21 protein-coding genes and 1 tRNA gene are annotated in these 24,471 nt (G+C 53.0%); 7 read left to right on the top strand and 15 right to left on the bottom strand.

What is annotated here, in order from left to right:
• Positions 1 to 46 precede the first annotated feature (46 nt).
• The 5 genes from cysK to ACK5LI_RS15230 all read right to left on the bottom strand — a co-directional run bounded on the left by cysK (position 47) and on the right by ACK5LI_RS15230 (position 5,476).
• Entirely contained in the window at positions 47 to 967 is a 921-nt protein-coding gene (cysK, locus tag ACK5LI_RS15250) for a cysteine synthase A (RefSeq protein WP_416950923.1), read from the bottom strand.
• 91 nt (positions 968 to 1,058) lie between these two features.
• Positions 1,059 to 2,243 carry a cysteine desulfurase NifS gene (nifS, locus tag ACK5LI_RS15245; protein WP_416950921.1) on the bottom strand — a complete coding sequence of 395 codons (1,185 nt, stop codon included), beginning with the start codon at positions 2,241 to 2,243 and terminating at the stop codon, positions 1,059 to 1,061.
• The gene (gene nifU, locus ACK5LI_RS15240; RefSeq protein ID WP_416950919.1) at positions 2,244 to 3,086 is read right to left on the bottom strand and encodes a Fe-S cluster assembly protein NifU; all 843 of its coding nucleotides are present in this window, start codon (positions 3,084 to 3,086) and stop codon (positions 2,244 to 2,246) included. It abuts the gene before it with no gap.
• A 256-nt stretch (positions 3,087 to 3,342) separates the two neighbouring features.
• Entirely contained in the window at positions 3,343 to 4,329 is a 987-nt protein-coding gene (locus ACK5LI_RS15235; protein ID WP_416950917.1) for an HD-GYP domain-containing protein, read from the bottom strand.
• Between the two features lie 217 nt (positions 4,330 to 4,546).
• Positions 4,547 to 5,476: an HD-GYP domain-containing protein gene (locus tag ACK5LI_RS15230; protein WP_416950915.1), complete on the bottom strand. Its 930-nt coding sequence runs from the start codon at positions 5,474 to 5,476 to the stop codon at positions 4,547 to 4,549.
• Positions 5,477 to 5,782: 306 nt separating this feature from the next.
• On the opposite strand from ACK5LI_RS15230, the gene ACK5LI_RS15225 reads away from it, so the two are divergent.
• From ACK5LI_RS15225 to ACK5LI_RS15205, 5 genes are all read left to right on the top strand, one after another.
• Positions 5,783 to 7,372 (top strand): methyl-accepting chemotaxis protein, encoded by a 1,590-nt coding sequence (locus ACK5LI_RS15225; protein WP_416950913.1) that lies wholly within the window; start codon positions 5,783 to 5,785, stop codon positions 7,370 to 7,372.
• Between the two features lie 151 nt (positions 7,373 to 7,523).
• Complete coding sequence (locus ACK5LI_RS15220) at positions 7,524 to 7,940, top strand: secondary thiamine-phosphate synthase enzyme YjbQ (protein WP_416950911.1); 417 nt, start codon at positions 7,524 to 7,526, stop codon at positions 7,938 to 7,940.
• A gap of 49 nt (positions 7,941 to 7,989) precedes the next feature.
• A complete protein-coding gene (locus ACK5LI_RS15215; protein ID WP_416950909.1) occupies positions 7,990 to 8,898 on the top strand; it encodes an amino acid ABC transporter permease in 909 nt (302 codons plus the stop codon).
• A gap of 12 nt (positions 8,899 to 8,910) precedes the next feature.
• The gene (locus ACK5LI_RS15210) at positions 8,911 to 9,735 is read left to right on the top strand and encodes a transporter substrate-binding domain-containing protein (RefSeq protein WP_416950907.1); all 825 of its coding nucleotides are present in this window, start codon (positions 8,911 to 8,913) and stop codon (positions 9,733 to 9,735) included.
• A 108-nt stretch (positions 9,736 to 9,843) separates the two neighbouring features.
• Complete coding sequence (locus ACK5LI_RS15205) at positions 9,844 to 10,788, top strand: amino acid ABC transporter permease (protein ID WP_416950905.1); 945 nt, start codon at positions 9,844 to 9,846, stop codon at positions 10,786 to 10,788.
• A 127-nt stretch (positions 10,789 to 10,915) separates the two neighbouring features.
• Here the strand turns inward: ACK5LI_RS15205 and ACK5LI_RS15200 are convergent, their stop codons facing one another.
• Both ACK5LI_RS15200 and ACK5LI_RS15195 read right to left on the bottom strand, forming a co-directional pair.
• The gene (locus tag ACK5LI_RS15200; RefSeq protein WP_416950903.1) at positions 10,916 to 11,860 is read right to left on the bottom strand and encodes a chemotaxis protein; all 945 of its coding nucleotides are present in this window, start codon (positions 11,858 to 11,860) and stop codon (positions 10,916 to 10,918) included.
• Positions 11,861 to 12,378: 518 nt separating this feature from the next.
• The gene (locus ACK5LI_RS15195; RefSeq protein WP_416950901.1) at positions 12,379 to 13,479 is read right to left on the bottom strand and encodes a lytic murein transglycosylase; all 1,101 of its coding nucleotides are present in this window, start codon (positions 13,477 to 13,479) and stop codon (positions 12,379 to 12,381) included.
• Positions 13,480 to 13,547: 68 nt separating this feature from the next.
• Between ACK5LI_RS15195 and ACK5LI_RS15190 the strand changes: the two genes are divergently transcribed.
• Positions 13,548 to 15,086: a YhjD/YihY/BrkB family envelope integrity protein gene (locus ACK5LI_RS15190; RefSeq protein WP_416950899.1), complete on the top strand. Its 1,539-nt coding sequence runs from the start codon at positions 13,548 to 13,550 to the stop codon at positions 15,084 to 15,086.
• A gap of 61 nt (positions 15,087 to 15,147) precedes the next feature.
• Here the strand turns inward: ACK5LI_RS15190 and ACK5LI_RS15185 are convergent, their stop codons facing one another.
• The 7 genes from ACK5LI_RS15185 to ACK5LI_RS15155 all read right to left on the bottom strand — a co-directional run bounded on the left by ACK5LI_RS15185 (position 15,148) and on the right by ACK5LI_RS15155 (position 23,893).
• On the bottom strand, positions 15,148 to 16,098 hold the full coding sequence (locus ACK5LI_RS15185) for a substrate-binding periplasmic protein (protein WP_416950897.1): 951 nt from the start codon (positions 16,096 to 16,098) through the stop codon (positions 15,148 to 15,150).
• A gap of 225 nt (positions 16,099 to 16,323) precedes the next feature.
• A complete protein-coding gene (locus ACK5LI_RS15180; RefSeq protein ID WP_416950895.1) occupies positions 16,324 to 17,505 on the bottom strand; it encodes an iron-containing alcohol dehydrogenase in 1,182 nt (393 codons plus the stop codon).
• 335 nt (positions 17,506 to 17,840) lie between these two features.
• Positions 17,841 to 19,235 carry an aminopeptidase gene (locus ACK5LI_RS15175; protein WP_416950893.1) on the bottom strand — a complete coding sequence of 465 codons (1,395 nt, stop codon included), beginning with the start codon at positions 19,233 to 19,235 and terminating at the stop codon, positions 17,841 to 17,843.
• Between the two features lie 133 nt (positions 19,236 to 19,368).
• Positions 19,369 to 19,521, bottom strand: coding sequence for a hypothetical protein (locus ACK5LI_RS15170; protein WP_416950891.1), 153 nt, complete (start codon positions 19,519 to 19,521; stop codon positions 19,369 to 19,371).
• A 70-nt stretch (positions 19,522 to 19,591) separates the two neighbouring features.
• Complete coding sequence (locus tag ACK5LI_RS15165) at positions 19,592 to 20,584, bottom strand: UDP-glucuronic acid decarboxylase family protein (RefSeq protein ID WP_416950889.1); 993 nt, start codon at positions 20,582 to 20,584, stop codon at positions 19,592 to 19,594.
• Positions 20,585 to 20,636: 52 nt separating this feature from the next.
• A complete protein-coding gene (gene selA / locus ACK5LI_RS15160) occupies positions 20,637 to 22,091 on the bottom strand; it encodes an L-seryl-tRNA(Sec) selenium transferase (RefSeq protein WP_416950887.1) in 1,455 nt (484 codons plus the stop codon).
• A 482-nt stretch (positions 22,092 to 22,573) separates the two neighbouring features.
• Positions 22,574 to 23,893 carry a bifunctional folylpolyglutamate synthase/dihydrofolate synthase gene (locus ACK5LI_RS15155; protein ID WP_416950885.1) on the bottom strand — a complete coding sequence of 440 codons (1,320 nt, stop codon included), beginning with the start codon at positions 23,891 to 23,893 and terminating at the stop codon, positions 22,574 to 22,576.
• 146 nt (positions 23,894 to 24,039) lie between these two features.
• On the opposite strand from ACK5LI_RS15155, the gene ACK5LI_RS15150 reads away from it, so the two are divergent.
• Positions 24,040 to 24,116 (top strand) — tRNA-Arg (locus ACK5LI_RS15150).
• A 193-nt stretch (positions 24,117 to 24,309) separates the two neighbouring features.
• On the opposite strand, the gene ACK5LI_RS15145 is transcribed toward ACK5LI_RS15150, so the two are convergent.
• On the bottom strand, positions 24,310 to 24,468 hold the full coding sequence (locus tag ACK5LI_RS15145) for a DNA methyltransferase (RefSeq protein ID WP_416945842.1): 159 nt from the start codon (positions 24,466 to 24,468) through the stop codon (positions 24,310 to 24,312).
• Positions 24,469 to 24,471: the final 3 nt, after the last annotated feature.

Raw genomic sequence — 24,471 nt, 5'->3', positions numbered from 1 at the left:
TTTGAGTGCGCCTTTACCGTCTAAGATGTTTTGATCTTTATTGTGGTCATGAAAACAGCGGAGTGCTCAGGTAGCGTTCGCCGGTATCGCATATGATAAAGACGATGCGCTTACCTTTCATTTCCGGCCGTTTTGCCAGTTGCAATGCCGCGTAGGCATTTGCTCCGGAGGATATGCCGCACAGAATGCCTTCCTGCTTCAGCAGCTTGCGGGCGGTTTCCATGGCATCGTCGCCGGATACCGTGATTACTTCGTCATATACATCCGTGTCCAGCACATCGGGTATGAATCCTGCGCCGATCCCCTGAATGGGATGCGGTGCGGGTGCTCCGCCGGAAAGAACAGGCGATGCTTCCGGCTCTACGGCCACCACGTGCAGGTCTGATTTCAGTTCGCGCAGGCGTTGACCCACACCGGTAATGGTGCCGCCGGTGCCTACACCTGCCACAAACGCGTCTACGTTGCCGTCTGTGTCCTGCCAGATTTCTTCAGCCGTGGTGCTGCGGTGTGCTGCCGGATTTGCCGGATTGGCAAACTGTTGCAGCATGACAGCGCCGGGTGTTTCGCGCACGATGCGCTCCGCTTCTGCAATGGCACCCCGCATTCCCTGTGCGGCGGGGGTCAGCACCAGATTTGCCCCGAAGCCGCGCAGCAGTTTTTTACGCTCATCGCTCATGGATTCGGGCATGGTCAGGATCAGCTTTAACCCGTGAACCGCGCAGATAAAGGCAAGGCCGATACCTGTATTGCCGCTGGTAGGCTCGACAAGTACGGATTCAGGTGTAATTTCACCCGAAGCCAGAGCCGTATCCACCATATTGCGGGCAATTCTGTCTTTTACAGAGCCGCAAGGGTTGTAAAATTCCAGCTTTGCGACCACCTCGGCATGACAGCCTTCTGCCAGCTTTGTTAGCCGGACAAGTGGCGTGCTGCCGACAAGATCGGCCATATTTTTTGCGATTTTCATGGTGCTTCCTCCTTGGGCTGAACAAAAAAGGGCCGGAGCGGACGATATACGTCCGGTTCCGGCCCGTGGATTCATTTGTATCCGGGCCTTGTTAGCAGGTACAGGCGGGCTTTTCTGCAGCTTCGTTGCGGTAGGGCGAAATTTCGCGCAGCCGTTTAATGATGCGCGGCAGTTCGTCCACAACAAAGTCTACGTCGGCCTGCGTAGTAAACCGGCTGAGGCTGAAGCGGATTGAGCCGTGAGCATATGTAAAGGGTACACCCATGGCCCGAAGTACGTGAGAAGGTTCAAGGCTGCCAGAAGTGCAGGCAGAACCGGAGCTGGCGCAGATGCCGTGGCCGTCCATCAGCAACAGGATTGCTTCACCTTCAACGTACTTGAAAGCGATATTGGTGGTGTTGGGCAGCCTGTTGTCCGTGTCACCGTTAACGATTGCATCGGGGATTGCTTTAAGCAGGCCGTCTTCCAGACGATCACGCAGCGCCTTTACGGTGGTGCGTTCTGCCTTCATGTTCAGAGAGGCAAGCTCACATGCTTTACCAAGCGCTACAATGCTGGCTACGTTTTCTGTTCCTGCACGTCTGCCGCGCTCCTGATGTCCGCCACGAAGGAACGGGCGGAACGGTGTGCCACGACGTACATACAGTGCACCGACGCCTTTGGGGCCGTGCAGTTTGTGGCCGGAAAGCGCAAGATAATCAACAGGCAGTTCCTGCACGTTTATAGGCTCTTTGCCTACTGCCTGCACTGCATCGGTATGGAACAGGATGCCTTTTTCCTTCACAATCTCCCCGATTTCTTTAATGGGGAAGATGGTGCCGGTTTCGTTGTTGGCAAACATGATGGATACGATGGCCGTATCCTTGCGCAGTGCATTTTTAAGCTCTTCCAGATCCAGCCGGCCCTTTTCATCCACGTTAAGGTACGTGGCTTCATAGCCTTTCTTTTCAAGATGCTGCACCAGATTAAGCACTGCGGGGTGCTCCACCCGTGTGGTGACAATGTGCTTTTTCTCAGGCTGTGCCTGCAGAGCGGACATAATGGCGGTGTTATCGCTTTCCGTACCGCAGGAGGTGAAGATGATTTCTTCCGGCTGGGCACCCAGCGCCTTTGCAACGCGTTCGCGTGCAAGGGCTACGTGTTTGCCTACCTGACCGCCGAACGTGTGCATGCTGGAGGGGTTGCCGTACAGTTCCTTCAGCAACGGCAGCATTTCTTCCAGCACGTCCGGATCGACAGCGGTGGTGGCATTGTTATCCATATAGATGGTGCGCATCTACGAAACCTCCTTCACCGTAATGTCAGCTTCGACGAATTCACGCAGGGTGCCTTCTACAAAGTTTTTCAGCGTCAGCTGGCTTGAGGGGCAGTGCGAGCACATGCCGCGCAAGGCGACAATGACTTCGGTGCCGTTGATGTCTACCAGTTCGATGTCTCCGCCGTCCTTCTGCAGGTTGGGGCGGATTTCTTCTTCCAGCGTTTTGACAACCAGCTGCATGCGCTGCACGTTGGACAGCTTGCGCGGCTCCGGCTCGGGTACTTCACAGGCAGCTGCCTTGCCGTGCTCTTCGTCCAGCAGGCGCTGGATGTCACTCAGGCAGTCGCCACAGCCGCCGCCGGCTTTAGTGAAGTGAGTCACTTCTTCCACGGTGGTCAGGTTGTTTTCGCGGATGCTGCGCAGGATCAGTTCATCCGTAACGCCGAAGCACTTGCATATCAACTGGCCTTCGTGGTGGTGCTCTTCTACTTCTTCGCCGCGATAATTTTTGATAGCGGCTTCCAACGCTTCCTGTCCCATAACGGAGCAGTGCATCTTTTGCTGGGGCAATCCGCCCAGATAGGCGGTGATTTCTTTATTGGTAATCTTCATTGCCTCTTCAACTGTTTTGCCCTTGATCATTTCTGTCAGGGCAGAAGAGGAGGCAATGGCGCTGGCGCAACCGAAAGTCTGAAACTTTGCGTCAACAATGCGCTCTTCGTCGTCGATCTTCAGGTATAATTTTAAAGCATCGCCGCAAGCAAGGCTTCCAACCTCGCCTATGGCGTTGGCGTCTTCTATAACACCCGTGTTACGCGGGTTGAGAAAGTGGTCTCGAACCTTGTCGGTGTAATCCCACATGATGATCCTCCAATCACTGCTGATGGGTGCGCTAAACAATTGCGCTTTTCACATATAACAACAAATCGGCAGGGGGGAAGTGTTGAGGGGGATTTTTTTTCATATGAATCAAGGGTAACCGCTCGCAACGGCTTATATGGCAGGTACTTGAGGGATGGAAAAAAGTATTGAAAACAGAACGGATACTGCGTTCTGCTGTGATGTGAGCACTGATTTTATTGTGGATGAGTAACGGGCGGCTTGGTAGTGAGGCGCTCTAAACGATGTTGGCGCCGCTTAGAATCATGACAAAGCGCTTGAAAACATCCATGTCGATTTCGCCTTGCATTTCTTCACGCATCATACGCAGAACGCTGAAGGGGTTACGTGCCTCCGCGTATGAACGATGAGACGTAAGCGCATCATAAATGTCTGCTATGGTCACTGCACGTACCGGTAGCGGAATTTCCGGGTCTTCCAGACCGCAAGGGTACCCTGAACCGTCCAGCTTTTCGTGGTGAAAGAGGATGCAGTGCAGGGCATCCTGAGAAAGGGGCATGCGTGTGCACATGCCTACACCGGTGAGCGGATGCCTGTTTACGCTCTGGCGTTCATCCTCATTGAGCGGACCTGCCTTGGTGAGAATGGTGTCATCAAGCGCGGCTTTGCCGATGTCATGAAGCATAGCGCCCAGTCCGAATTGAATCAGGCTTTCTTCGTCAAAACCGTATGTCTGCAGTATCGCCTGCGAATATACAAACACGTGGATGGAATGCGTATAGGTAGAATAATCATGAGCAATGAGCGAGGCGATGGTGCCCATTGAATTTTCCAGCGTCAGAAAGCCGATACCTTCCGTCACAAATTGCAGAATCCGCTCAAAGCTGCCACGTGCAAGGGTCGGCGGCAGTTTGGTGGTAAAAATTTCCTGCACAATTTCTGTGGAGGTATCGTAGAAAATTTTTGCTCTGGCAGGCAAAGGGATGGTTTCGTCGGCAAGAACATCACCCAGATGGTCCGCCACATGCTGGCGGTATTCGGGCTTCCGGCTGGTGCGGATATAGACTTCTTCCACGCCGTTGGCGCTCAGAATGCGCTTATGGCGTTCGGTAAAGCGTTCGCCGGCTTTTGTGTACAGTACATGGTTTCCGCTTTGGCGGATGTATAGCCCGAACGGGCCCATCATGTCCTGACGCAACATGGCGCAAGGAACGGGCATAAATTCCTGGGCAGATTGTTCAAGGGCTGCTGATGCCTGAGTCATAACTGCTTCATGGGCTTAGTGCTGTGGGTACCTGAAACCTGTACGACGTTACCTGTTGAGGTCGTTGAATATGCGCAGCTGGAACCAGTGAACAAGGTATTTCGGGCATGGAAGGCTGTGGCACACTCAAATTTAGACTTGCTAGAATAACTCTAGAGATTGTTGTGCCATAATGTCAATAGCATTGCAGGAAAATAGCTCTGCTGAACTGTATCTTTTAACGTGAAGCAGTCATTCCCGCATTGCTGAGTAACAGAACAAAATCTTTGAACAGCTGCATGTCCAGTTCTTCAGCCATTTCGCTACGCATAAGCTGCAGTACTGCAAATGGGGGGCGACCTTTGGCATAAGGCCTGTTTGATGTAAGGGCATCATATATGTCCGCAATCGTAACTGCTCTGACTGCAAAGGGAATCTCTTCGCCTGCCAAGCCTGTCGGATACCCTGTACCGTTCAGTTTTTCATGATGAAACAGAATGCAGTTGATTGCCGCTTGCGGAAGGTTTTGCTGTGGCAGACAGGCGACACCCATTAGTGGATGTGTTTTTATATATTCCAGTTCTGATTTTGTGAGGGACTCTGTTTTTTGTAATATAGCTAAAGGTATTTTTGTCTTTCCTATATCGTGCAGCAACGCTCCCATTCCAATTTCTGCCAGAGCTTCTTCTGTCAGGTTGTGGTTCTGTAGCATACCTAGCGTATAAAGCATGGTGTTCAGGCAGTGCGTCCAGGTGCGGTAATCATGCGAAATGAATTTGCCAAGCGCCTTTATGCCGTGTTGTGTTTTTAAAAGCTCCAGAGCGTGCGCGACAACCAGCTCCATACGGCGGACAATTATTTCTCCTGCATCAGGAATTGTACCCTCAAAAGCATCCCGCAAGAAATCCGCTGCAATGCCATATAGGGCTCCTGCACGGGAATCGATTGGTAATGAGTCGTCTTTTAATATGCTTCCCAGATGCGATTCGACGTGAGCAGTATATTCCGGCTTGTGGGATTGCTGTAACCATACTTCCGAAATTCCGTTATCAGTAAGGCGTTTTTTATGTTTGTGAGTGAACGCTTCATTCGCGTTAGTGTAGAGAACAAACTTGTTGTCCTGACGCAAAAAAACACTGAACTGGGTGGAACAGTCAGGTAGAAGCATGAGTGGCGATATGCAAAAGTAGCTATTGCAATTGCTATTTGAGGACATAGAGTTTCAAATGGTTCCTTTGGGCTCTCTTACTGAACGGACTTTTTGGAGGTACGTTTTTTTACGGAAAAAGAAAAGTAGCTATGATGCCTATTGAAAAATTATGCAGTCTGTTTTTGCAGACTCGAAAAGGTATTGTCCGAAAAATCAGAATACTGGAATGCAGGAAATATTCACGTTACAGACAGGTTGCAATTCTAAGGCGCAGAGCGGTGTTGAAATTCGGGAACCAGTCGTTCTGCAATCGGGAGGTTTAGGATGCTATCTAAAATTTCGGTAAAGGGGCTGGCTTTGCTGGTGGCAGCAACGGGGCTGGTCGTGCTTCTGGCGTGTTTCGGGTGGCAGTATGCTTCTGTACAGCATGAGGCTGCCCGCGGTGCTTTGATGACAACTATGATTGCCGCCGTGGTCGGGTATTGTGTGCTTGTTGTGCCGCTTCTTGCGGCACTTGTTATTAAAGTGACGCGACCCGTGGCAGAGATTCACGCCCGCGTGGAGAAAATTTTACAAGGTGACTACAGTGTCTGCTTTGCCTGCGACGGTGGAGACGAGCTGGCTGAAATGCGGCTTGCTCTTGATACCCTGCTCACGCGTCTCAAGTATAATCTGGGATTTGCGCAGGGTGTCCTTAACGGAATCGACACGCCTTTTGTGGTGGTAGATACCAACGAAGTGTTGACCTACACCAACTCGTCGCTTATCGACCTGCTGGAGCAGACAGGAAAGCCGGAAGACCATTACGGGCAGAATGTTGCGCACTTCTTTTACGGAGATGCCACCCGTAAAACAGTATTGTATGACAGCCTGCAGCACCATACTGTGACAAGTCGTGAAGTCGATCTGGCCAGCCGCAAGGGCAATGTGCGCCGCATACATATCCATGCTTCCCCTTTGTTTGATCTTTCCGGAGAGCTGATGGGGGCGCTGTGTATCTACCAGAATCTTACAGAACTGCGAGCCCGCGAAGCGGAAATTCTGGCGAATAACGAGCGCATAGCAGAAGCCGTGAAGCTGTCTGAAAATGTATCGCAGCAGGTCTTTGGCATAGCAGAAAATGTTGAGGGGCTGATTACGGAAGCATCGCAGGATGCAGAAGTTCAGACCGAACGGGCTGTAGATACTGCTTCTGCCATGGAACAGATGAACACCGCCGTGTACGACGTGGCACGGAGTGCTTCTGCTGCTGCCGAGCAGTCCGGCATAGCCTGTGACAAGGCTCGTCAGGGAGCTACTGTTGTTGAGCAGGCCATGTCTGCTATTGATGAGGTGGCTCAACTGGCGGAAGGGCTGAAGGCAAGTATGGGTGAGCTGGGCAGGCAGGCAGAAGAAATCGGCCAGGTGATGACTGTGATCAGCGATATTGCCGATCAGACAAACTTGCTGGCACTTAACGCCGCAATTGAAGCAGCACGGGCAGGTGATGCAGGCAGGGGCTTTGCCGTGGTTGCGGACGAGGTGCGCAAACTGGCCGAAAAAACCATGCACGCAACCGGAGAAGTCGGTGCGGCCATTTCTTCCATCCAGACAGGTGCCCGCAGCAATGTGGAGCGGGTGGAGGCTTCTGTGCAGGCCGTGCAACGGTCGCGTAAGCTGTCTTCGGCATCCGGCGATTCTCTGCGCGAGATTGTGGAACTGGTAATCAGCACAACTGATCAGGTGCAGGCCATCGCCACTGCAAGTGAAGAACAGTCCGCCACCAGCGAGCACATTAATCATGCAGTAGACGAAGTAAGAACCATTTCAGAAAATTCTGCACACTCGCTGCGTGATGCTGCTACAAAAATTCATGAACTATCTGTCAAGGCGGGAGAACTGCAACGCATTATTGCCTCGGTAGGTAGTGCATAAAGTTTGGAAGCCGTTTGCTGTAAGTATAAAGGCCGCCTTGACAGGCGGCTTTTTTTGTCCCGTGTACATAAGTGCTGACAACCTTGCCGTAAATACCATGGTAAGGTAAGCATGTATGGATAATCAGTGATTTCAAGGTCACGGAGGCAGTATGAAGTCTTTTAGAAAAGAGCTGTGGTTTGAAGCCCCGACACGCAGGGCATATATAAATATTACCGGTCAGGTGGAAGAGTGCCTGCGGGAGAGCGGCATCCGCGAAGGGTTGTGTCTGGTAAACGCCATGCATATTACCGCCAGTGTCTTTATTAATGATGACGAGTCCGGTCTGCATAAAGACTACGACGAATGGCTGGAGCGCCTTGCCCCGCATGCGCCGGTGTCGCAGTATAGGCACAATGTGGGTGAAGATAACGCTGATGCACATATGAAGCGCCAGATAATGGGGCGCGAAGCTGTAGTTGCAATTACCGAAGGCAGACTGGATTTCGGAAAGTGGGAACGTATCTTTTATGGTGAGTTTGATGGGCGCCGCAAAAAACGCGTGCTTGTGAAGATTATCGGAGAGTAGTGTTTGCTTCAGTTTTTCACTGTAAACCGTTGTGCCTGCCGGAGTGCCCGTGAATTCTTCTAACGAGCCTGCCGGAACAGAACCGCCTTCTCCTGTTGTGACAGGAACAGAGGCATCCCGTGGTTTTTTGCGGCGCACGTGGCGTCTGATGACGGACGCATCACGCCGGCACTGGGCACTGGATGTCTCATTATACCTGTTTGTTATGACAGGGCTTGTGTGGTTTACGCTGCATGGAACCGAGGAACTGGGGTATCACTGGCAGTGGAAGCGGGCTTTCCGTTATTTACTGGATACCCGGGGGGGCTGGCATGCGGGGCCTCTTGTTGAAGGTTTGCTGGTAACGTTCAAAGTGGCCGGGGTAAGCCTGTTTCTGGCGTTCTTCATTGGCCTTGCCACGGTAATGCTGCGACTCTCACACTCGGTAGTGGGACGGGCGCTTGGGGTGGGGTATCTGGAAACCGTCAGGAATACGCCGCTCCTCATACAGCTTTTTGTCATGTATTTTGTTGTGGCTCCTCTGCTCGGCATGGACAGGTTTGTTTCCGCCGTGCTGGCTCTCAGCCTGTTTGAGGGGGCATATATATCAGAGATCATACGCGCCGGTATTCTGGCAGTTCCCACGGGGCAGTGGGAGGCCGCCCGAAGTCTGGGCCTGAGCCGCTGGGGGGCCTACCGCAAGGTCGTGCTGCCGCAGGCGCTGTGTCATGTGCTGCCGCCGCTTACCAGCCAGATGGTTACTCTGGTAAAAGATTCGGCGCTGGTCAGTACCATTGCCATTTACGATCTTACCATGCAGGCGCAGGCAATAATTGCAGAGACCTTTCTGGTTTTTGAGATATGGTTTATTGTTGCGGCGATGTACCTTGTTGTTACGTTCAGTCTGTCAATGCTGGCAGAGCGACTGAAATGCCGATTCCGCGCTGGAAACGGGGCAGGCAGTATGGCCCGCCCGTAAGGAGGAAATGATATGAAGCGCATTCTTACTCTGGTGGTGGCCTCGCTACTTGTTCTTGCTTTTGCTGTTATGGCCTCTGCTGCTGATGTACGCCAGCAGCTTACCCAGCAAAGTACCATTGCACAGGCCGTAGACCGCGGTGTGCTGAAAGTTGGTTTTTCCACATTTGTGCCGTGGGCCATGAAGGATAAACAGGGCGAGTTTATCGGGTTTGAAGTGGATGTGGCAAAACGTCTTGCTGCAGATCTGGGCCTTGAGGTGCAGTTTGTTCCTACAAAGTGGTCGGGGATTATACCTGCGCTGCTTACTGGCAAGTTTGATGTGATCATCGGCGGCATGAGTGTGAAGCCGGACAGAAACCTATCCGTCAACTTTACCGTTCCTTACGATTACGCCGGTATGGCCATCATGGCACATAAAGAAAAGGCCGCAGGATTCAACAGCATTGAAGCTTTTGACAAGGCGGATGTGGTAGTTGTTGCCCGTATCGGCACCACTGCGGCGTCCGTGGCGAAAAAGTATTTTCCCGCAGCCCAGATTCGTCTGTTTGATGACGAAGCACAAGCCGTTCAGGAACTGCTGAACGGCCGTGCCCATGCCATGGTTTCCAGCGCACCGCTGCCTGCCTTTACAGTGTTTGAAAACTCCGACAAGTTGTTTTTGCCTGTAGAAGGCACCTTTACCCGCGAACCTGTGGCTTTTGCTGTGCGCAAGGGCGACATTGATACGTTGAATGTTTTCAATAACTGGATTCGCATGGTCGATGCTGAAGGCTGGTTCAAAGAACGCCAGCATTACTGGTTCCAGACCAAAGACTGGGAAAGCCGCATTAAATAGCTTGGTGTAACCGGGCGGGGGGCCAATGCTGCCCGTCCGGTTTTGCCTTGCTGCTTGCTGTAACAGCGGGACACACTGCACAACTCGACTGATTTGCCGAAAAAATAAATGAGCCTTATGCCGCACGTTGCGGTAAAAGGCTTTTTCAACCTCTGCCATGTTGCTGTTATCCTGATGAAAAGAGTAAACCGACGACTGTGTTTTCTTGATTATGCGCTGCTGGCACTGTGCTGCGGCGCAGTAGCAATGCTTGTGTGGAAAATGCAGGCAGGCAGAGAATATGACTGGCAGTGGGGCGTGATCTGGCAGTATTTTTTCCGGCACGATGCACAGGAAGGCTGGGTGGCGAACCTGCTCATGCAGGGCCTTTTGACAACCATTCGTCTGAGTATATGGGCCACATTGCTTGCTGTGGTGTTTGGGACGCTGGCGGGGCTTGCCCGCGTCAGCCGCAGCCGGTTGAGTCGTATGCTGGCCAGAACTTACGTGGAAACTGTCCGCAATCTTCCGCCGCTTGTGCTGGTGTTTATTTTTTATTTTTTTGTCAGTTCACAGGTTATGCCTGCATCCGGACTGGAAGATGCGCTGTACGGACTTTCTACGTGGCAACGTCAGGTTGTGGAGTTTTTGTTCGGACCGGTGCAGGGCGTGGCAGCCTTTGCAGCAGGGGCGTTGACGCTGGCCATTTACGAAGGTGCCTATATCGCTGAAATTGTCCGTGCGGGGATAGAATCTGTTGAACACGGGCAGTGGGAGGCTTCTGCCTCGCTCGGGTTCGGCCGTTTCGATCAGCTCCGGCTGGTCGTGCTGCCGCAGGCACTTAAGGTGATTATTCCACCTCTTGCCGGACAGTTCATTTCCACTATCAAAGATTCTGCCATTGTTTCTGTCATATCCGTTCAGGAGCTGACGTTCCAGGGGCTGGAGCTTATGGCGTCTACTTTCAGGACATTTGAAGTGTGGACAACCATCGCAGTGCTATATCTTGTTTTAACGCTGCTGTGTTCCTACGCCGCGCGCAGAGTAGAGGCCCGTTTACGTTGGCAGACATAATGTTATGCTCTGCGGTGACATGAACCCTCTGCCAGTTGCATTGCCAGTAGGCATCACGTCGGAACAGCAAGACCCCCCGTGTATCATATATGATACACGGGGGGTCTTGCTGTATTGTCTGCTGATGCTAGGAAAGTCTTTTTTCTTCCATCAATGTGATGATGCGCTGCGCCATGCTGGCAAGGTCGGGTTTTGATATCTGGTCATCAGCGCCTACAGATTCGCCTTTGTGGCGTAATTCAGGAGTGATAAGTGAAGAATACAGAATCACGGGCACATCTTTGGTCTGCGGGTCTTGCTTGATTGTTTTGGTAAGCGACAGACCGTCCATAAGGGGCATTTCGATGTCGGAAACAAGGATGTCGACGAAGTCCGAAAGCGGCCTTTTTTCTTCTGCGGCCCTTGCTGCTTCTGCGCGGAGCATGGTGAGCGCTTCATGCCCGTTGGTGGCGATAAGCGGCTCGATGTTTGCCGCCTTAAGGTTTTCAATCAGCATGTTGCGAATGGACGGTGAATCGTCGCTGACGATGGCGCGGTACCGTCTGGGGGCTTTGATGCCTATGCCTATCTGGCCTCTGGTAGAAGCGTCAAGGTCGGCGATGATGTGCTCAAGGTCTACAAGCTGGATAAACTTATCATCCATTTTTACAATGCCCACAACGGAATCAGCGCCTATGCCGGCAAGAAAGCGTCCGGGGGGCTGAACATCACCCCACCCGACGCGGTGGATGTTTGTTACGCCTGAAACAAGAAAGCCGGTAGTGGTTCCGCTGAACTGGGTAACCATAATAACGTCGTGCTTGTGGCGTACCACATTAAGCCCCAGCCATTTGCCAAGGTCCAGCACCGGCACTGTCATGCCGCGCAGGGGAATAATGCCCATAAAGCATGGGTTGGTGGCAGATTCAGGCACCTGAAGTTCCGGCGCTTCAATTACCTGCATCACTTTAGCAACGTTCACTCCGAGATAGCAGGCTCCATCACCGGAGTCAGTCCGATGGTTCAGAAAAAGTTCGAGCACTTCCAGCTCGTTAGTGCCTGCTTCCAGCAGAATGTTATGGTCGTTGTTCATGTTTTTCCCCTGTGGCTATGCGTGGGAACCACTGACCGGAGTGCCTGACGTTTGCTTGTTAGGCTATACGGCCTGACCTTCACAGCATTTTACTATAGCACTAATCAAAGGCCTCGCAAACGCTTTGGCGCCAATTATCAATCTGTTCCTCGTATAACGCTGCATCTGCTTCAAACCCGCACTCCGTGCAGGTTACGCGCAAATTTGATCAGCGGCCATGCAGTAACGCCTTGCCGCTACAGGCAAAGCACCGCACGGTGATGTCGCTGTCAGTGCCTGCGTCTTGCGGAACCGTATTTACTTCTGTTTTCGGCATGCAAGCTTTGTAATGCTCCTGATATGTTGAAGTAAATAGTCAGATGGCAATGCATGACCGACAGCTCCGGGCTATCTGTCCAGAGCTTCGCATGTTTTCGCAGCACATCGGCCTGAATGAATATGCAACTTTGACTGGCTGAAAGCATCGTGCTGCTTACTGCAGACTTTCGTTGATATGCTGGCAACAACATTACACCGCCTTAGGGTGTTGCGGCGGTGTATTTTTTCAACTCGTCAGCCAGCGCAAGAATTGTATTCGCGTAGATGGTACTTTTGTTGTACTTCATCAGTACCTTGTGCTGCTTTTGACGCGTGATGCCTTCTTTCCATCCGTGTTCATGCAGATAGCGTGAAAGGCTGAAGACAGCATCGGGCACGGAAAACAGATTAACTTTGCCGTTACCGTCGCCGTCTGCTCCGAACAGAGAAATATTGGTGGGCATAAACTGGCACAGGCCCACAGCACCATATATGGAACCGGGCATGGCAACAGGGTCGAGATTATGTTCCTGTGACCACGCCAGCAAGGCTTTCAGCTCTTTATAGGCCCAGTCTGCCTTTTGGCGGGTACGTGTGTTTGTCCACTCAAGCTTATGCTGCGTTTGCAGGTCCAGAGCGGATAGTTCGGCCTGCATGTATGTGACATCTCCGGTTGCAGCCAGCGACGACAGATTGTGCAAGGCTGCAGCGCTGCCAAGGAATGCGCCGAGGCGTGTTTCGACAAACAGCAGTCCAGTGGCGACTTCAGCGGGAATACCGTACTTTTTTTCAGCAGCAAGGAGAGTATCTCTGTGCTGTTGCATAAAAGCCGCTGTTTTTTCGATATTCGCTTTGGTCACAACGCCTTTGTATACCGGTGGCGGCCCTTTTTTAGCGGGTGCTTTTGCTGCGGGCTTGCTTTTTTTAGGCGGCGGAGCGTATTTTCTTTTATAAAGGGTCTTGATTTTACGCGCCATGGGGTCCGGCGAGTAGTCTTCTCCAAGCCGTGCGTAGAGCAGATAAATATAGGCAGGGTCGAATCCGTCGCTGATAAGGCGATCGGTAAGCTCCTTCCATCCAGCCTGCAGTGCGATAGCCTGTGCTGCCTGCGCTGACGGGGTTGAAAAAGCGTGCAAAGGCAGAAGGTCATGGGGGTTTGTCTGGACGCTGGCAATCAGCAGCGGCGCAGCACCTTTTTGCGGTGCGTCATGTTGCGCGTTTGCACTTGGCGCAAAGCACAGCATAAATGCCAGCAGACAAGTTGCCGGAAGCATTGAAGTCATAGTATTAGAACTGTAAACAGCTTTATTATAGAGTTGCATACATCCACATTACGCGGTCTGAGCTTTTATCGCAATGGTATCAAAAACAGGAAATACGGTGCAGCAACATGAAACGTGAGAATGGAAGCGAGCCTCTGCATGATCGTGCCGGAAAGCTGGTACATTTTGTCACGCGGGATATCTGGCTGCAGGATATGGAAAAAGCGGAAGGTCGCCATAAAGGGATTTTGGGCCTGCTGCGCTGGCTGTATCTTGTGGTGCACGGTTTTGTTTCTGATCAATGCCTGCTGCGGGCTTCCGCGCTTACCTATACGGCTGTACTTTCTATTGTTCCCACGCTGGCTGTCGCCTTTTCCATTTCAAAGGGGCTGGGCATCCAGAATACTGACTTCATACGGGCGTTTTTGCTGCGCGTAGCCGCAGGGCGTGAAGATACTGTCTCTCAGATTTTATCCTATGTGGATAATACCAATGTGAAAACACTGGGTATTGTAGGGCTGCTGGCTCTGTTTGTCACCGTGGGGTCGCTGATGGGCACCATTGAAAAAGCCTTCAACTCGATATGGGGCGTGGCAAGGGGCCGTACCCTATGGCGTAAGTTCACAGACTTTTTTTCCGTTACGCTTATCTGCCCGCTGGTCATGGGCGCTGCGTTTTCTTTTTCTGTTTCCTTACGGCATGAAGCGCTGGTGCAGAAGCTCCTGAGTGTCGGCGTGTTAAGCTATGCATATGTGGCTTTTTTAAAGATGGTACCTTTTTTGATGATCACGCTGATGCTGCTTTTCATCTACATGTTCATTCCCAATACAAGAGTGCGCTTTAGCAGCGCCCTGCTGGGCGGGCTTGTGGCAGGCGGGCTGTGGAGCATGGCGGAGAGCGCATATGTCGGGTATCAGATAGGAGTGGCAAAATATAACGCCATTTATGGTGGTTTTGCCCAGCTCCCGTTGTTTCTTATCTGGGTGTACGTAACGTGGGTAATCGTGCTGCTTGGGGCGGAAGTCAGCTTTGCCGTGCAGAACCTGCGCACGTTTGAAAGCGAAATTAAAGCGAACACCGCCAGCAGGGAAGAACGCGATAAACTGGCCGTGGTGGTTATGCTTGCTTTGACAAAAGCCTTTTATGCAACGGCAGGGCCTGTGCCGCTTGATGTGCTGTGCCGTGCTGTCCACGCTCCTGTTCGTCTGGTGCAGGAGGTGCTTGCCGCCATGGAGCGGGTATCACTCGTGGTCAGCACAGAAGGCGATGCGCCGAAGTACGCGCTGACGGCTCCTCCTGAGTCCATCAGAGTAATGGATATTCTGCTTGCTCTTGCCTCCCACAGAATAGGCGGAGACAGGCCGCCGGTGACCAGAGTGTTTCCTTTTGTGGATAAAGCATTTGAAGCTTTTTATCAGGCATCTATCAAAAGCCCCGCCAACATGAGTCTTAAAGATTATCATCACAATCATATGCCTGAATCATTTGGCAGAGATATGGTGGCTCATCTGCCGGGGATGCAGGCTCGTCAGAGAACTGCGCAAAAGGGAAAGGGAAGTGGACAGGGCGAGCCTGTTGCGGAATCAGGACCGCAGGTAAAGAAAAAGGCAGCTTCTGAGAAGCCGTCTGTTGTGGAATCGTTAACTGCTGCAGACAACAAAGCCTAGATGCAGGCGGGCACAGTGTCTTGCCCGCATTGGTGCGGGCAGGGGACGTCACTTCGTTGAGTCAGGGGTGCTTCAGCTGCAGGTTATCCAGTGCAGGCTTGGCATCTGCGGAAGCGGCATCATAGTTGTTGCAGGGGGCTGGGCCGTACCCTCCTGTATTTTTTCCGGCGGGTTTTCCGGCAGGGCGTTTTTTGATGCTGCCTGATTCTGCATCTGAGGAGTCGGTCAGGTTTGAGCCGGAAGGCTGACGTGTGGCACGATATGCTTTAAGGCGACATATGCGCGTTGAATTCTCAGGCGTTGTTTCACGGTAATCACGCACATGGCTATTGAATATTGTCAGAAAATCCGGATTGAGCGCTAGAAAGTACTTGGAAAAATATACTCCCAGCGGCTTGTCTTTTGCTGTGTGCACACGGATAAGACGTTCGAGGCCGTTTCTGGCAATAATTTCATCCATGGCCTGATCGCTGGCCAGCATGGCATCAATCCGTTTTGCCAGCAGCATCTGTGTCAACTGCTGCGTGTTGGGCGGGTAGCCCTTTACAATGAATTGCTGGCTGTTCAGCCACTGCAGCATATTAGACCCGTGAAAGGCTGCAACATGCGCAGTTGGCCTGAAAGTGGGGCAATCGGGGTTAAGGTCGGAATCTGCCCGCAGATACCAGTTCCAACGTTGTTCTGCGATAGTGGCTGACAACGTGGCGTACTTGTCGCGTTCCTCATTGTGTGATGCGGCAAAAAATCCGTCAGCATGCCCGTTTTTCACCATTTGCTGAGCGCGGCTCCATGGCGTGACAAGCAGGTTCAGCTGAAATCCCATTTTATCAAGCGCATAACGGACCACCCGCACAGCGCTACCCTTAAATGTACCATCGACAGTGTAGTAACTGTAGGGGCAAAGCTCATGTGTAACTAGCGTGATCTGAGGAGCCTGTGCTGCAGCAAGTTGCGGACAGAATAACCGCAGGCAGGTGAGAAGCAGTGCAGCCATGACTATTGTTCTGTTCATGAACCATTGAGTAGCACCGAAGAAGCGAGTGCGCATCGCTGTTATTTTTTTATTTTACAGTATGCTGTGCAGTGTGTAGTGGCACTTTCGCCTTATACCGACTGTTAAACGTGCGCCAGTCCGCCTGTAGCCTGAATTGAGATGCAGCGCTGCCTGTGCTGCCAGATGCAGGCCACCCAGATAAAAACGCCCCTTCTTTCCGAAGGGGCGTTTTTGCGTGCAGTGCTATTTGTAGGCTGCCTCAAAGATGCTGAGGACAGCGGCTTCGTCAAGTTCCACCGGTGTAACGCGGAACAGACCTCCCATACTTTCCAGAGCGTTTTTTGCCATGGCGGGCAGGTCTTCACGCTTTACGCCGAAGCCGGACATGGTAAGCTCGCCCAGCCCGCAGTTGTATTTCAGCTTGGAAAGCGCATGTACAAAAGCCATGGGCTGTTCATCGGCAGGCAGACTGTCAACATCTACCCCCATGAAAAAGCCAAGGTGTGTCATGCGTTCGGGGACAAATTTCGCCATGTGGCTGAAGTAAGCCTCGGAAAGCATGACAAGCCCCGCACCATGCGGGATGGCGGGGTAAAATGCAGACAGGGCATGCTCCAGAGAATGGTGTGAAATGCAGGAAGAAAGCGATTCGCATATGCCTGCAGCAGTGGATGCCCACGCCATCATGGTTCTGGTTTCCGGATTACTGCCGTCGCGTACGCATTGGGGCAGGAAGGTGGAAATCAGGTGTATTGCCTGCTGGGCAAGCAGGTCGCTGGTCGGCTGGTTGCAGTTGGCAAGATACGCTTCCACCGCGTGAAAGAAAGCATCCATGCCGGTGCAGGCTGTGATACTGGGCGGTACGCTGAGCATCAGCATGGGATCGATAATGGAAAAGCGGGGGAAGGTAGAGTCGTTGCCCCAGCCGATTTTTTCACGGGTTTCGGTGTTGGTGATCACTGTCCACGGGTCGGCTTCGGTGCCTGTGCCTGCCGTGGTGGGAATGGCGACAACAGGAAGCGCGGGGTTTTCCGGTGTCTGTCGTCCGCCGGTACCATCGTTCATGTAATCCCAGTAATCGCCCGTGTTGGCAGCCATTAGAGCAATGGATTTTGCAGAGTCTATTGAGCTGCCCCCGCCAAGTCCGATCACAAAATCACATTTTGACGAGCGGGCAAGAGCTGCACCTTCCATGACGTGCTCTTTTACAGGGTTGGGCTGGATACGGTCGTACACTTCACTTTCGCAGCCCGCTTCAGCAAGCAGAGAGGTGACCCGAGCAAGGTACCCCAGCCGTGCCATAGAGCCGCCCGCACTGACAACAATAAGCGCCTTTTTGCCGGGTAGCGGTTCTTTGGCCAGCTTACGGATCATTCCCTGACCAAAAATCAACTTAGTGGGCATGTGATAGGTAAAGTTCATCATGAATAAAGCCCTCCTTGCGGTGCGCTGTATGTGTGGTGGCTACGCGGCAGGCCAAACGGCAGTGTCTTCTGGCTAACCGATTATCCCGCCAGTGAATATTGTGTGGATACGCTCTAACGGATTATAGCACAAGGGCAGGTGTGGAAAGTTACCGTTTGTTGACGGGTAAAGAAGTGGCAGAGACATGCGGGAAATTATGCTGAACACGCAGAGCGAATCCGGCGGGCGTTTACAGGCTTTGTTTTTAGATCCCCATGCATAGCGTGAGGTTGTTGCTCATAAATAAAAAAGCGGCAGCGTTTGTTCGCTGCCGCTTGAATTGTCTGATGGATTAATTAGCGCTGCAGAAAGGCATTATATGCTTTTACCGTGGCGTACAAGTCTGCCTTGCTTGCCAGCTCAAACGGGCTATGCATTCCCAGAATGGCAGGGCCGAAGTCGATAATGTCCATGCCGTATGCGGCAAGGTACATGGCAACGGTACCGCCGCCGCCAAGGTCTACACGGCCAAGTTCCGCCATCTGCCACGGAATGCCCTGTTCATTCAGTACGCCGCGCAGCCAGCCTACATATTCGGGGTGGGCATCGTTGGCTTCGTACTTGCCACGGTGACCGGTGAACTTGCAGAAGCAAGGACCGTAGCCGATGGTGGCAGAGTTCAGCTTTTCGTGCAGGTCCTGCCAGTCGGGGTCCATGGCGCCGTGAACATCAGCAGAAATGGCGTGGGTGTTCAGCATCACATCTGAGAAGCGGGCAGCAGGCTGCCATGCGTTGATAAGGTCCATTATGCAGTATTCAAAAAAGCGTGATTTTGCACCGGTGGAACCTTCAGAGCCGATTTCTTCCTTGTCCCAGAAAAGTACACACTGGGTGTATTCCGGTGCATCGGAAGCAAGCAGCGCCTCAAGCGAAGCAAACACGCAGATGCGGTCATCGTGTCCGTAACCGCCGATAAGGGCTTCATCAAGACCAACATAACGGGCAGGACCGGCAGGAACGGCCTGCAGTTCTGCGGAATACAGGTCTTCTTCCACAATGCCGTATTTGGCATGCAGAATTTCAAGAATACGGGCTTTGATTTTTTCTTTGGGCGCATCTTTTGCTTCTTCGCCGTTTTCATCCTTGGCGGACTCCACAGGGCGGTGCGCCAGAATGATGTTCATTTTTTCGGCTTCAAAAGCATCGGAAAGTGTCTGGCCTGCCTGCTTTTGCGCAAGGTGCGGGAGCAGGTCGGAAATGGCGAAAACCGGATCGCCGGAGTCGTCGCCAATATTCACCTGCACTACGGTGCCGTCTTCTTTTACCACAACGCCATGAAGGGCTAGCGGGCGGGAAAGCCACTGGTACTTGCGGATGCCGCCGTAGTAGTGGGTTTTGGCTTGCCCTACGCCGCAGGCTTCGTAAAGGGGATGTTGCTTAAGGTCGATACGCGGCGTGTCTGCGTGCGCACCGATAAGGCGCAGTCCCTGAGAGAGCGAGGATTTACCTCTGGCTGCGATGAAAATAGTTTTGTCTTTGAACACACGGTACACGCGGTCATGGGCAAAATTCTGGGTGTAACCTGCCTCGCGCAGCCTGTTTACCACGTATTGCATGGTTTCGCGTTCAGTCTTACAGTGCGAAAGAAAATCAATGTAGCGTTCAGCAAGTTCTTTCATGGGAGCGGCGTGTTCTTCGCCGCCGTAAACTTCCCAGCAACTTTTGGGCGAATGTTCAAGTTTGGTAGTCATGTGTGCGTTTCTCCGGTCGTTATATATACGCACGGGCAGTCCCCCCCGTGCTGTCTGTACGATTGTTGTCAGTCAGTTGAAATAGTGCGCAAAGCTGCCGTTGGCAAGCGGACGGGATGTGTGTTTTCCGCTGTTACCTGGCTCTGCCTTTTCTGCCTGTGTGGTCGTTGCAGCCGCTGCAGTCGTGGCCGGATAGAGCAATGGAACCGGCCAGAGGGTATGCCTGCATCCGCTCGCCGTCCGTTCCACCCCACGGGGTCTTGGTCGGCAAGGCAGAGAGGCGCATGGCGCAACGTCCGGCGAGGTGATTCCTTGCCGCTTTGAGTTCCGGTAGAGTCCGCTTAACTTTTTACCTGTTACAGTTCCGCACCTTCTGCTTTGCGGTCGGCAAGCAGAGCATCGAAATATTCAATGGTGCGCTTCAGGCCGGAATCTATGCCGGTCACAGGCTCCCACCCGAGTTCGCGGCGCGCAAGGTCAATATCAGGGCGGCGGCGTTTGGGGTCGTCAGTGGGAAGCGGTTTGAATATGATTTCCGACTTCGAGCCGGTAAGCTCCACAATTTTTTGTGCCAGTTCCAGCACTGTACGTTCCGCGGGATTACCCAGATTAACGGGACCGCAGAAGTCTGCAGGGCTGTGCATAAGGCGCAGCAGGCCGTCTACCAGATCGTTTACATAGCAGAATGAACGGGTTTGCGAGCCGTCGCCGTAAATGGTGATGGGCTTGTTCTGCAATGCTTGCAAAATAAAGTTAGACACGACACGCCCGTCATTGGGGTGCATGTTGGGGCCGTATGTGTTGAATATACGGGCAATTTTTATTTCCACTCCGTGCTGACGGCGGTAGTCCATAAACAGCGTTTCGGCGCAGCGCTTGCCTTCATCATAGCAGGAGCGCGGGCCGATAGGGTTGACTCTGCCCCAGTATTCTTCCTGTTGCGGATGGACTTCGGGGTCGCCGTACACTTCGCTGGTGGAAGCCTGAAGAATGCGTGCTTTGACGCGCTTGGCAAGGCCGAGCATGTTGATGCTGCCGTGCACACAGGTCTTGGTGGTCTGCACAGGGTCGAACTGGTAGTGGATGGGCGATGCAGGGCAGGCGAGATTATAAATTTCGTCCACCTCTATATACAGGGGAAAAGTAATGTCATGCCTGAGCAGTTCAAAGCGCGGATTATCCAGCAGGTCACGCACATGGTCGCGGCTGCCGGTGAAGTAATTGTCCACGCACAGAACCTCTGCACCGCGGTCCAGCAGAACACGGCAAAGGTGCGAGCCGATAAAGCCTGCACCGCCGGTAATCAGGATGCGCTTGCGGGCCAGATCTTTAAATTCGCCCTGTTGCATAAAAATGTCTCCGGATAGTTAAAAAACGGCAGTGGCGCCGGATTCTTTCGGGTTATGCCTGCGTCAGAGCCTGACTCAGCGCGTTTGTCACCAGCGCAAATTCGTTGTCGGCAAGGGTTCGCGGGTCCAGACAGAACGCATCCTCCAACAGCATGCCAGCCAGCGGCGGGTCAGTATCCAGCAAGCAGGCTTTCAGCTCTGTGGCGGAAAGAGCGGCAGGGCGGATGCATACCAGCGTGGTGGGCAGGTCGCGCTCGGGGAATGAACCGCCGCCAACGCGCGAGGCACCTTTGCGCTGTGTTACTTGCGCTGCATCGCCCAATGCTTTTCGCAGCCGCATGGCAAGTCTGCGTGCGCGCCGTGCCAGCTCTTCGGGCTTTGCCAGGATCATGGCAAGAGTGGGGACCTCGCGGGTTGCTTTGTCCATATCCATGTACAGCCGCAGAGTAGCTTCCAGTGCGGCCAGCGTCATTTTGTCGATGCGCAGAGCACGGTTCATGGGGTTCTTTTTGATGCGGTCGATAAATTCTTTACGCCCTACAATGATGCCTGCCTGCGGGCCGCCAAGCACCTTGTCGCCGGAGAAGGTGACAACGTCAGCTCCATCCGCCACCACTTGCTGCACAGTGGGTTCGTGCCCGAGTCCGAGACCCGTAAAATCATAAAACACACCGCTTCCAAGGTCTTCGATAACCGGCAGGTTGTGCCTGCGGCCAAGTTCGCACAACTCGTCCAGTGCGACCTCTTTGTGGAAGCCTAAAATACGGTAGTTCGAAGTGTGCACTCTCAGCAGCGCAGCTGTGTTTTCGTTGATGGCTGCTTCGTAGTCTTTCAGGTGGGTACGGTTGGTGGCGCCGACCTCGTGCAGAATGGCGCCACTGCGTGTCATGACGTCAGGAATGCGGAAGCTGCCGCCGATTTCCACCAACTGCCCGCGCGAAACGATGACTTCGCGGTTTTTGCACAGTGTATCCAGCACCAGCAAGACTGCTGCGGCGTTGTTGTTAACCACAAGGCCCGCTTCGGCGCCGGTGACGGATTTGAGCACGTCTTCCACGTGGCTGTAACGGCTGCCGCGTTCGCCTGTGGAAAGGTCGAATTCAAGGTTTGAATAATGCGCGCAAGCCTCTGCCACTGCTTTGGTAGCTTCTGCAGCCAGCAGCGAACGGCCAAGGTTGGTGTGCACCACAACGCCCGTTCCATTGAGCACCCGCCTGAAGCGGGGACGGCTTTGCGCCTGAACATAGGCGCAAAGCCGCGGCATGAGTGCCTCAAGTCCGAGGCTTTCGGGCGAGGCATGAACTCCGGCTCGGATTTCTTCGCGGCAGATGTTCAGAAAGGCGTTTACATGTTCGCGCAGCATGGGGCGCGGCAAAGCTGCCAGATTAAGAGGCTGGCGTGTTGCTGATTTCGCGGTGCTGGCGGATTGTGCACCGGCAGGCACTGTGTCCGTAAGGGCATGAAGGACGGCGTCTACCGAGGGTAAAGCACGAAAAAGCTGGTTCACTGGCGCTTCCTTGGCTGTTGTGGCGTTAGCTGGCTGTAAGACCGTGCGAGTATCATCAGGTTCTGCCGGTTATGGCAGTGAAGCAGGTGCCAATCCAGCAACGCCGGGGCTGCGGTCTATTAATTCAGAGTGCCTGTACACAACGTTACCAGCAAGTCTGAGAGCGACTGCTACAAAGGTAGCACGTTCAGAATCCCAGCCCGTTACAGTAACTGCATGGCAAATGGTAACAATCCGTAGCGACCATCTGATACGCATAGTATGTACAGTTTGCCTTCGGCACTAGCAACTGCCGCTTCCGGTTGCTACAGGTAGCCTTGTCTGCAACTCCGGCAACTGCAATTCGTGTGGCATTGACTGTCGCCGGTAACGAGAGGCGCAGCTGTGTGAACAATCGCTGGAAGCATACTCTGTATCACCTTTAGAGCCTGCGGGACTGTTCCGATGAAAAGCTACGGATAACCTGCTCAATTGCCCCACCTTTACTTCTTCAGATACTCGGGATGGAGTGTAAAGAACTCGGCCAGCAAAAACAAGGAGCCGCACATCAGAACAGGGGGACTATCGTCACCCTGCGGTTCTATCTGCTGTGCCTGCTGCAAAGCATCCTGCACAGAAGCGCAGGGGCGAAGCATTGCCGCATCAGCAAAATCAGGTTTGAGCAGAACAGCAAGCTCTGCCGGCAGGGCTGCACGTTCGTTGCCTGTCAATGCGGGCAGCAGAATCGGTCCATCGGTCATTTCAGCCAGCAGCTTGCCGACCCCGTTCAGGCTTTTATCCTTCATGGCGGCAAAGACAATAGCTGCCGGACGGGTGCCCGAAGCTACAAGAGCTTCTTTTAACGTTGTAAGTCCGTGCAGGTTGTGCCCGCCATCCAGAATGAGAGCAGGGTGATTTTCCGTTTTTTCTATAAGCTGCATACGCCCTGCAATCCATGCATCGGCAATGCCCAGTGTGACCACATCTGTCCACGGGATAAGTGTAGGACGCGGGATGGCTTTTTCATCCATGATGGTTTGCAGGGCTGCCAGTGCAAGAGTCGCGTTGCGGCGTTGATGGGGACCGTGCAACGCGGGTACGGCTTCTTCTGGCAGGGTGACGAGGTCTTCTGCCGTAAAAGCGCGGGTGGATTGCGCTGCGCAGGCTTCGTCCAGTATTGTGCGTACGGCAGCTTGCTGGGCAGTGGTGACAACGGGAACATGTTTACGGATTGCTCCGGCTTTGTCCGCCGCGATTTTTTCAATGGTGTCGCCCAGTATATTTTCGTGGTCCATATCTATGGACGTAAAGACTACCGTATCCGCAGCTATGGCGGTGGTGGCATCATACGTACCGCCAAGCCCTGCTTCAAAAACGGCAAGCTCGACTTCGTAGTCGGCAAATGCCAGTGCCGCCAGCACAGTGATGAATTCAAAATAGGTCAGAGTCTCGCCGCCTGCGGCCATAATGTCGTTGGCGAGCAGCAACCAGTCTTCTTCTGGCAGCATCTCGCCGTCTACCAGTACCCGCTCGCGGGGGGTCACAAAGTGGGGCGAAGTGAAAAGGCCGGTGTTCAAACCAGAGCCGGTGGCGATGGATGCAATGAATGTAGCGGTGGAGCCTTTGCCGTTGGTGCCGACAACCTGTACTACAGGGTATTCCGGACGGGTCAGTTCCAGTTCGTCCAGAACAGTGCGGATGCGCCCGAGGTCAAGCTCCATGTGGAACAGGCCCAGTTTGCCCAGATAAGCCATGACCTCGGCATAGGACGAAAAGTGGCCTTCTTCCGTTGTGGTATCGGTGTCTATTGTGCTTTCGCTCATTGCATTGTCTCCGTAAAAAAGTGGGCGCACGGCCCCGTGCAAGCACCCGTATGAGATGCAGCGACAATCGTCAACAGAAATACGCAACAAATAACAAACAGGCTCTTGACCAGCGGAGTCTGTTCGGATAAGAACATCATCCTCGCGCGCCTGTAGCTCAGTCGGATAGAGCAACTGCCTTCTAAGCAGTCGGCCAGGGGTTCGAATCCTCTCAGGCGCGCCAGTTATTACAACGAGTTGAGTATCAGCGGGTGAGTTTCGGTAGAAAGCGACTCACTCGCTGACTCACTTTTAGGCCTTGAGAAAACGCCCTCAAGCGACGTCTGTTGTAAGTTGACACTCTATTTGAGAATTTTGCCATTTCAAAATGAGAAAAAGCCCCGACCAGAGTCAGGGCTTTTTATGTCCTTACTCCGTCACTTACTGCGGTTTAAAAAAAGCCGCTTACAAGCGATGTTATAGTACCCCTTATCCAACTCTACACCGATGAATTTTCGGCCCGTAGAAAGAGCCGCTTTTCCAGTTGTCCCAGAACCCATAAAAGGGTCCAGAACAACGCAATCATCTTGAGCTATAGC

The sequence above is a fragment of the Oleidesulfovibrio sp. genome, from assembly GCF_047973035.1.
Lineage (GTDB): Bacteria > Desulfobacterota > Desulfovibrionia > Desulfovibrionales > Desulfovibrionaceae > Oleidesulfovibrio.
The sequence above is the reverse complement of the archived record's forward strand: the minus strand, read 5'-3'. Positions and strand labels throughout refer to the sequence as shown.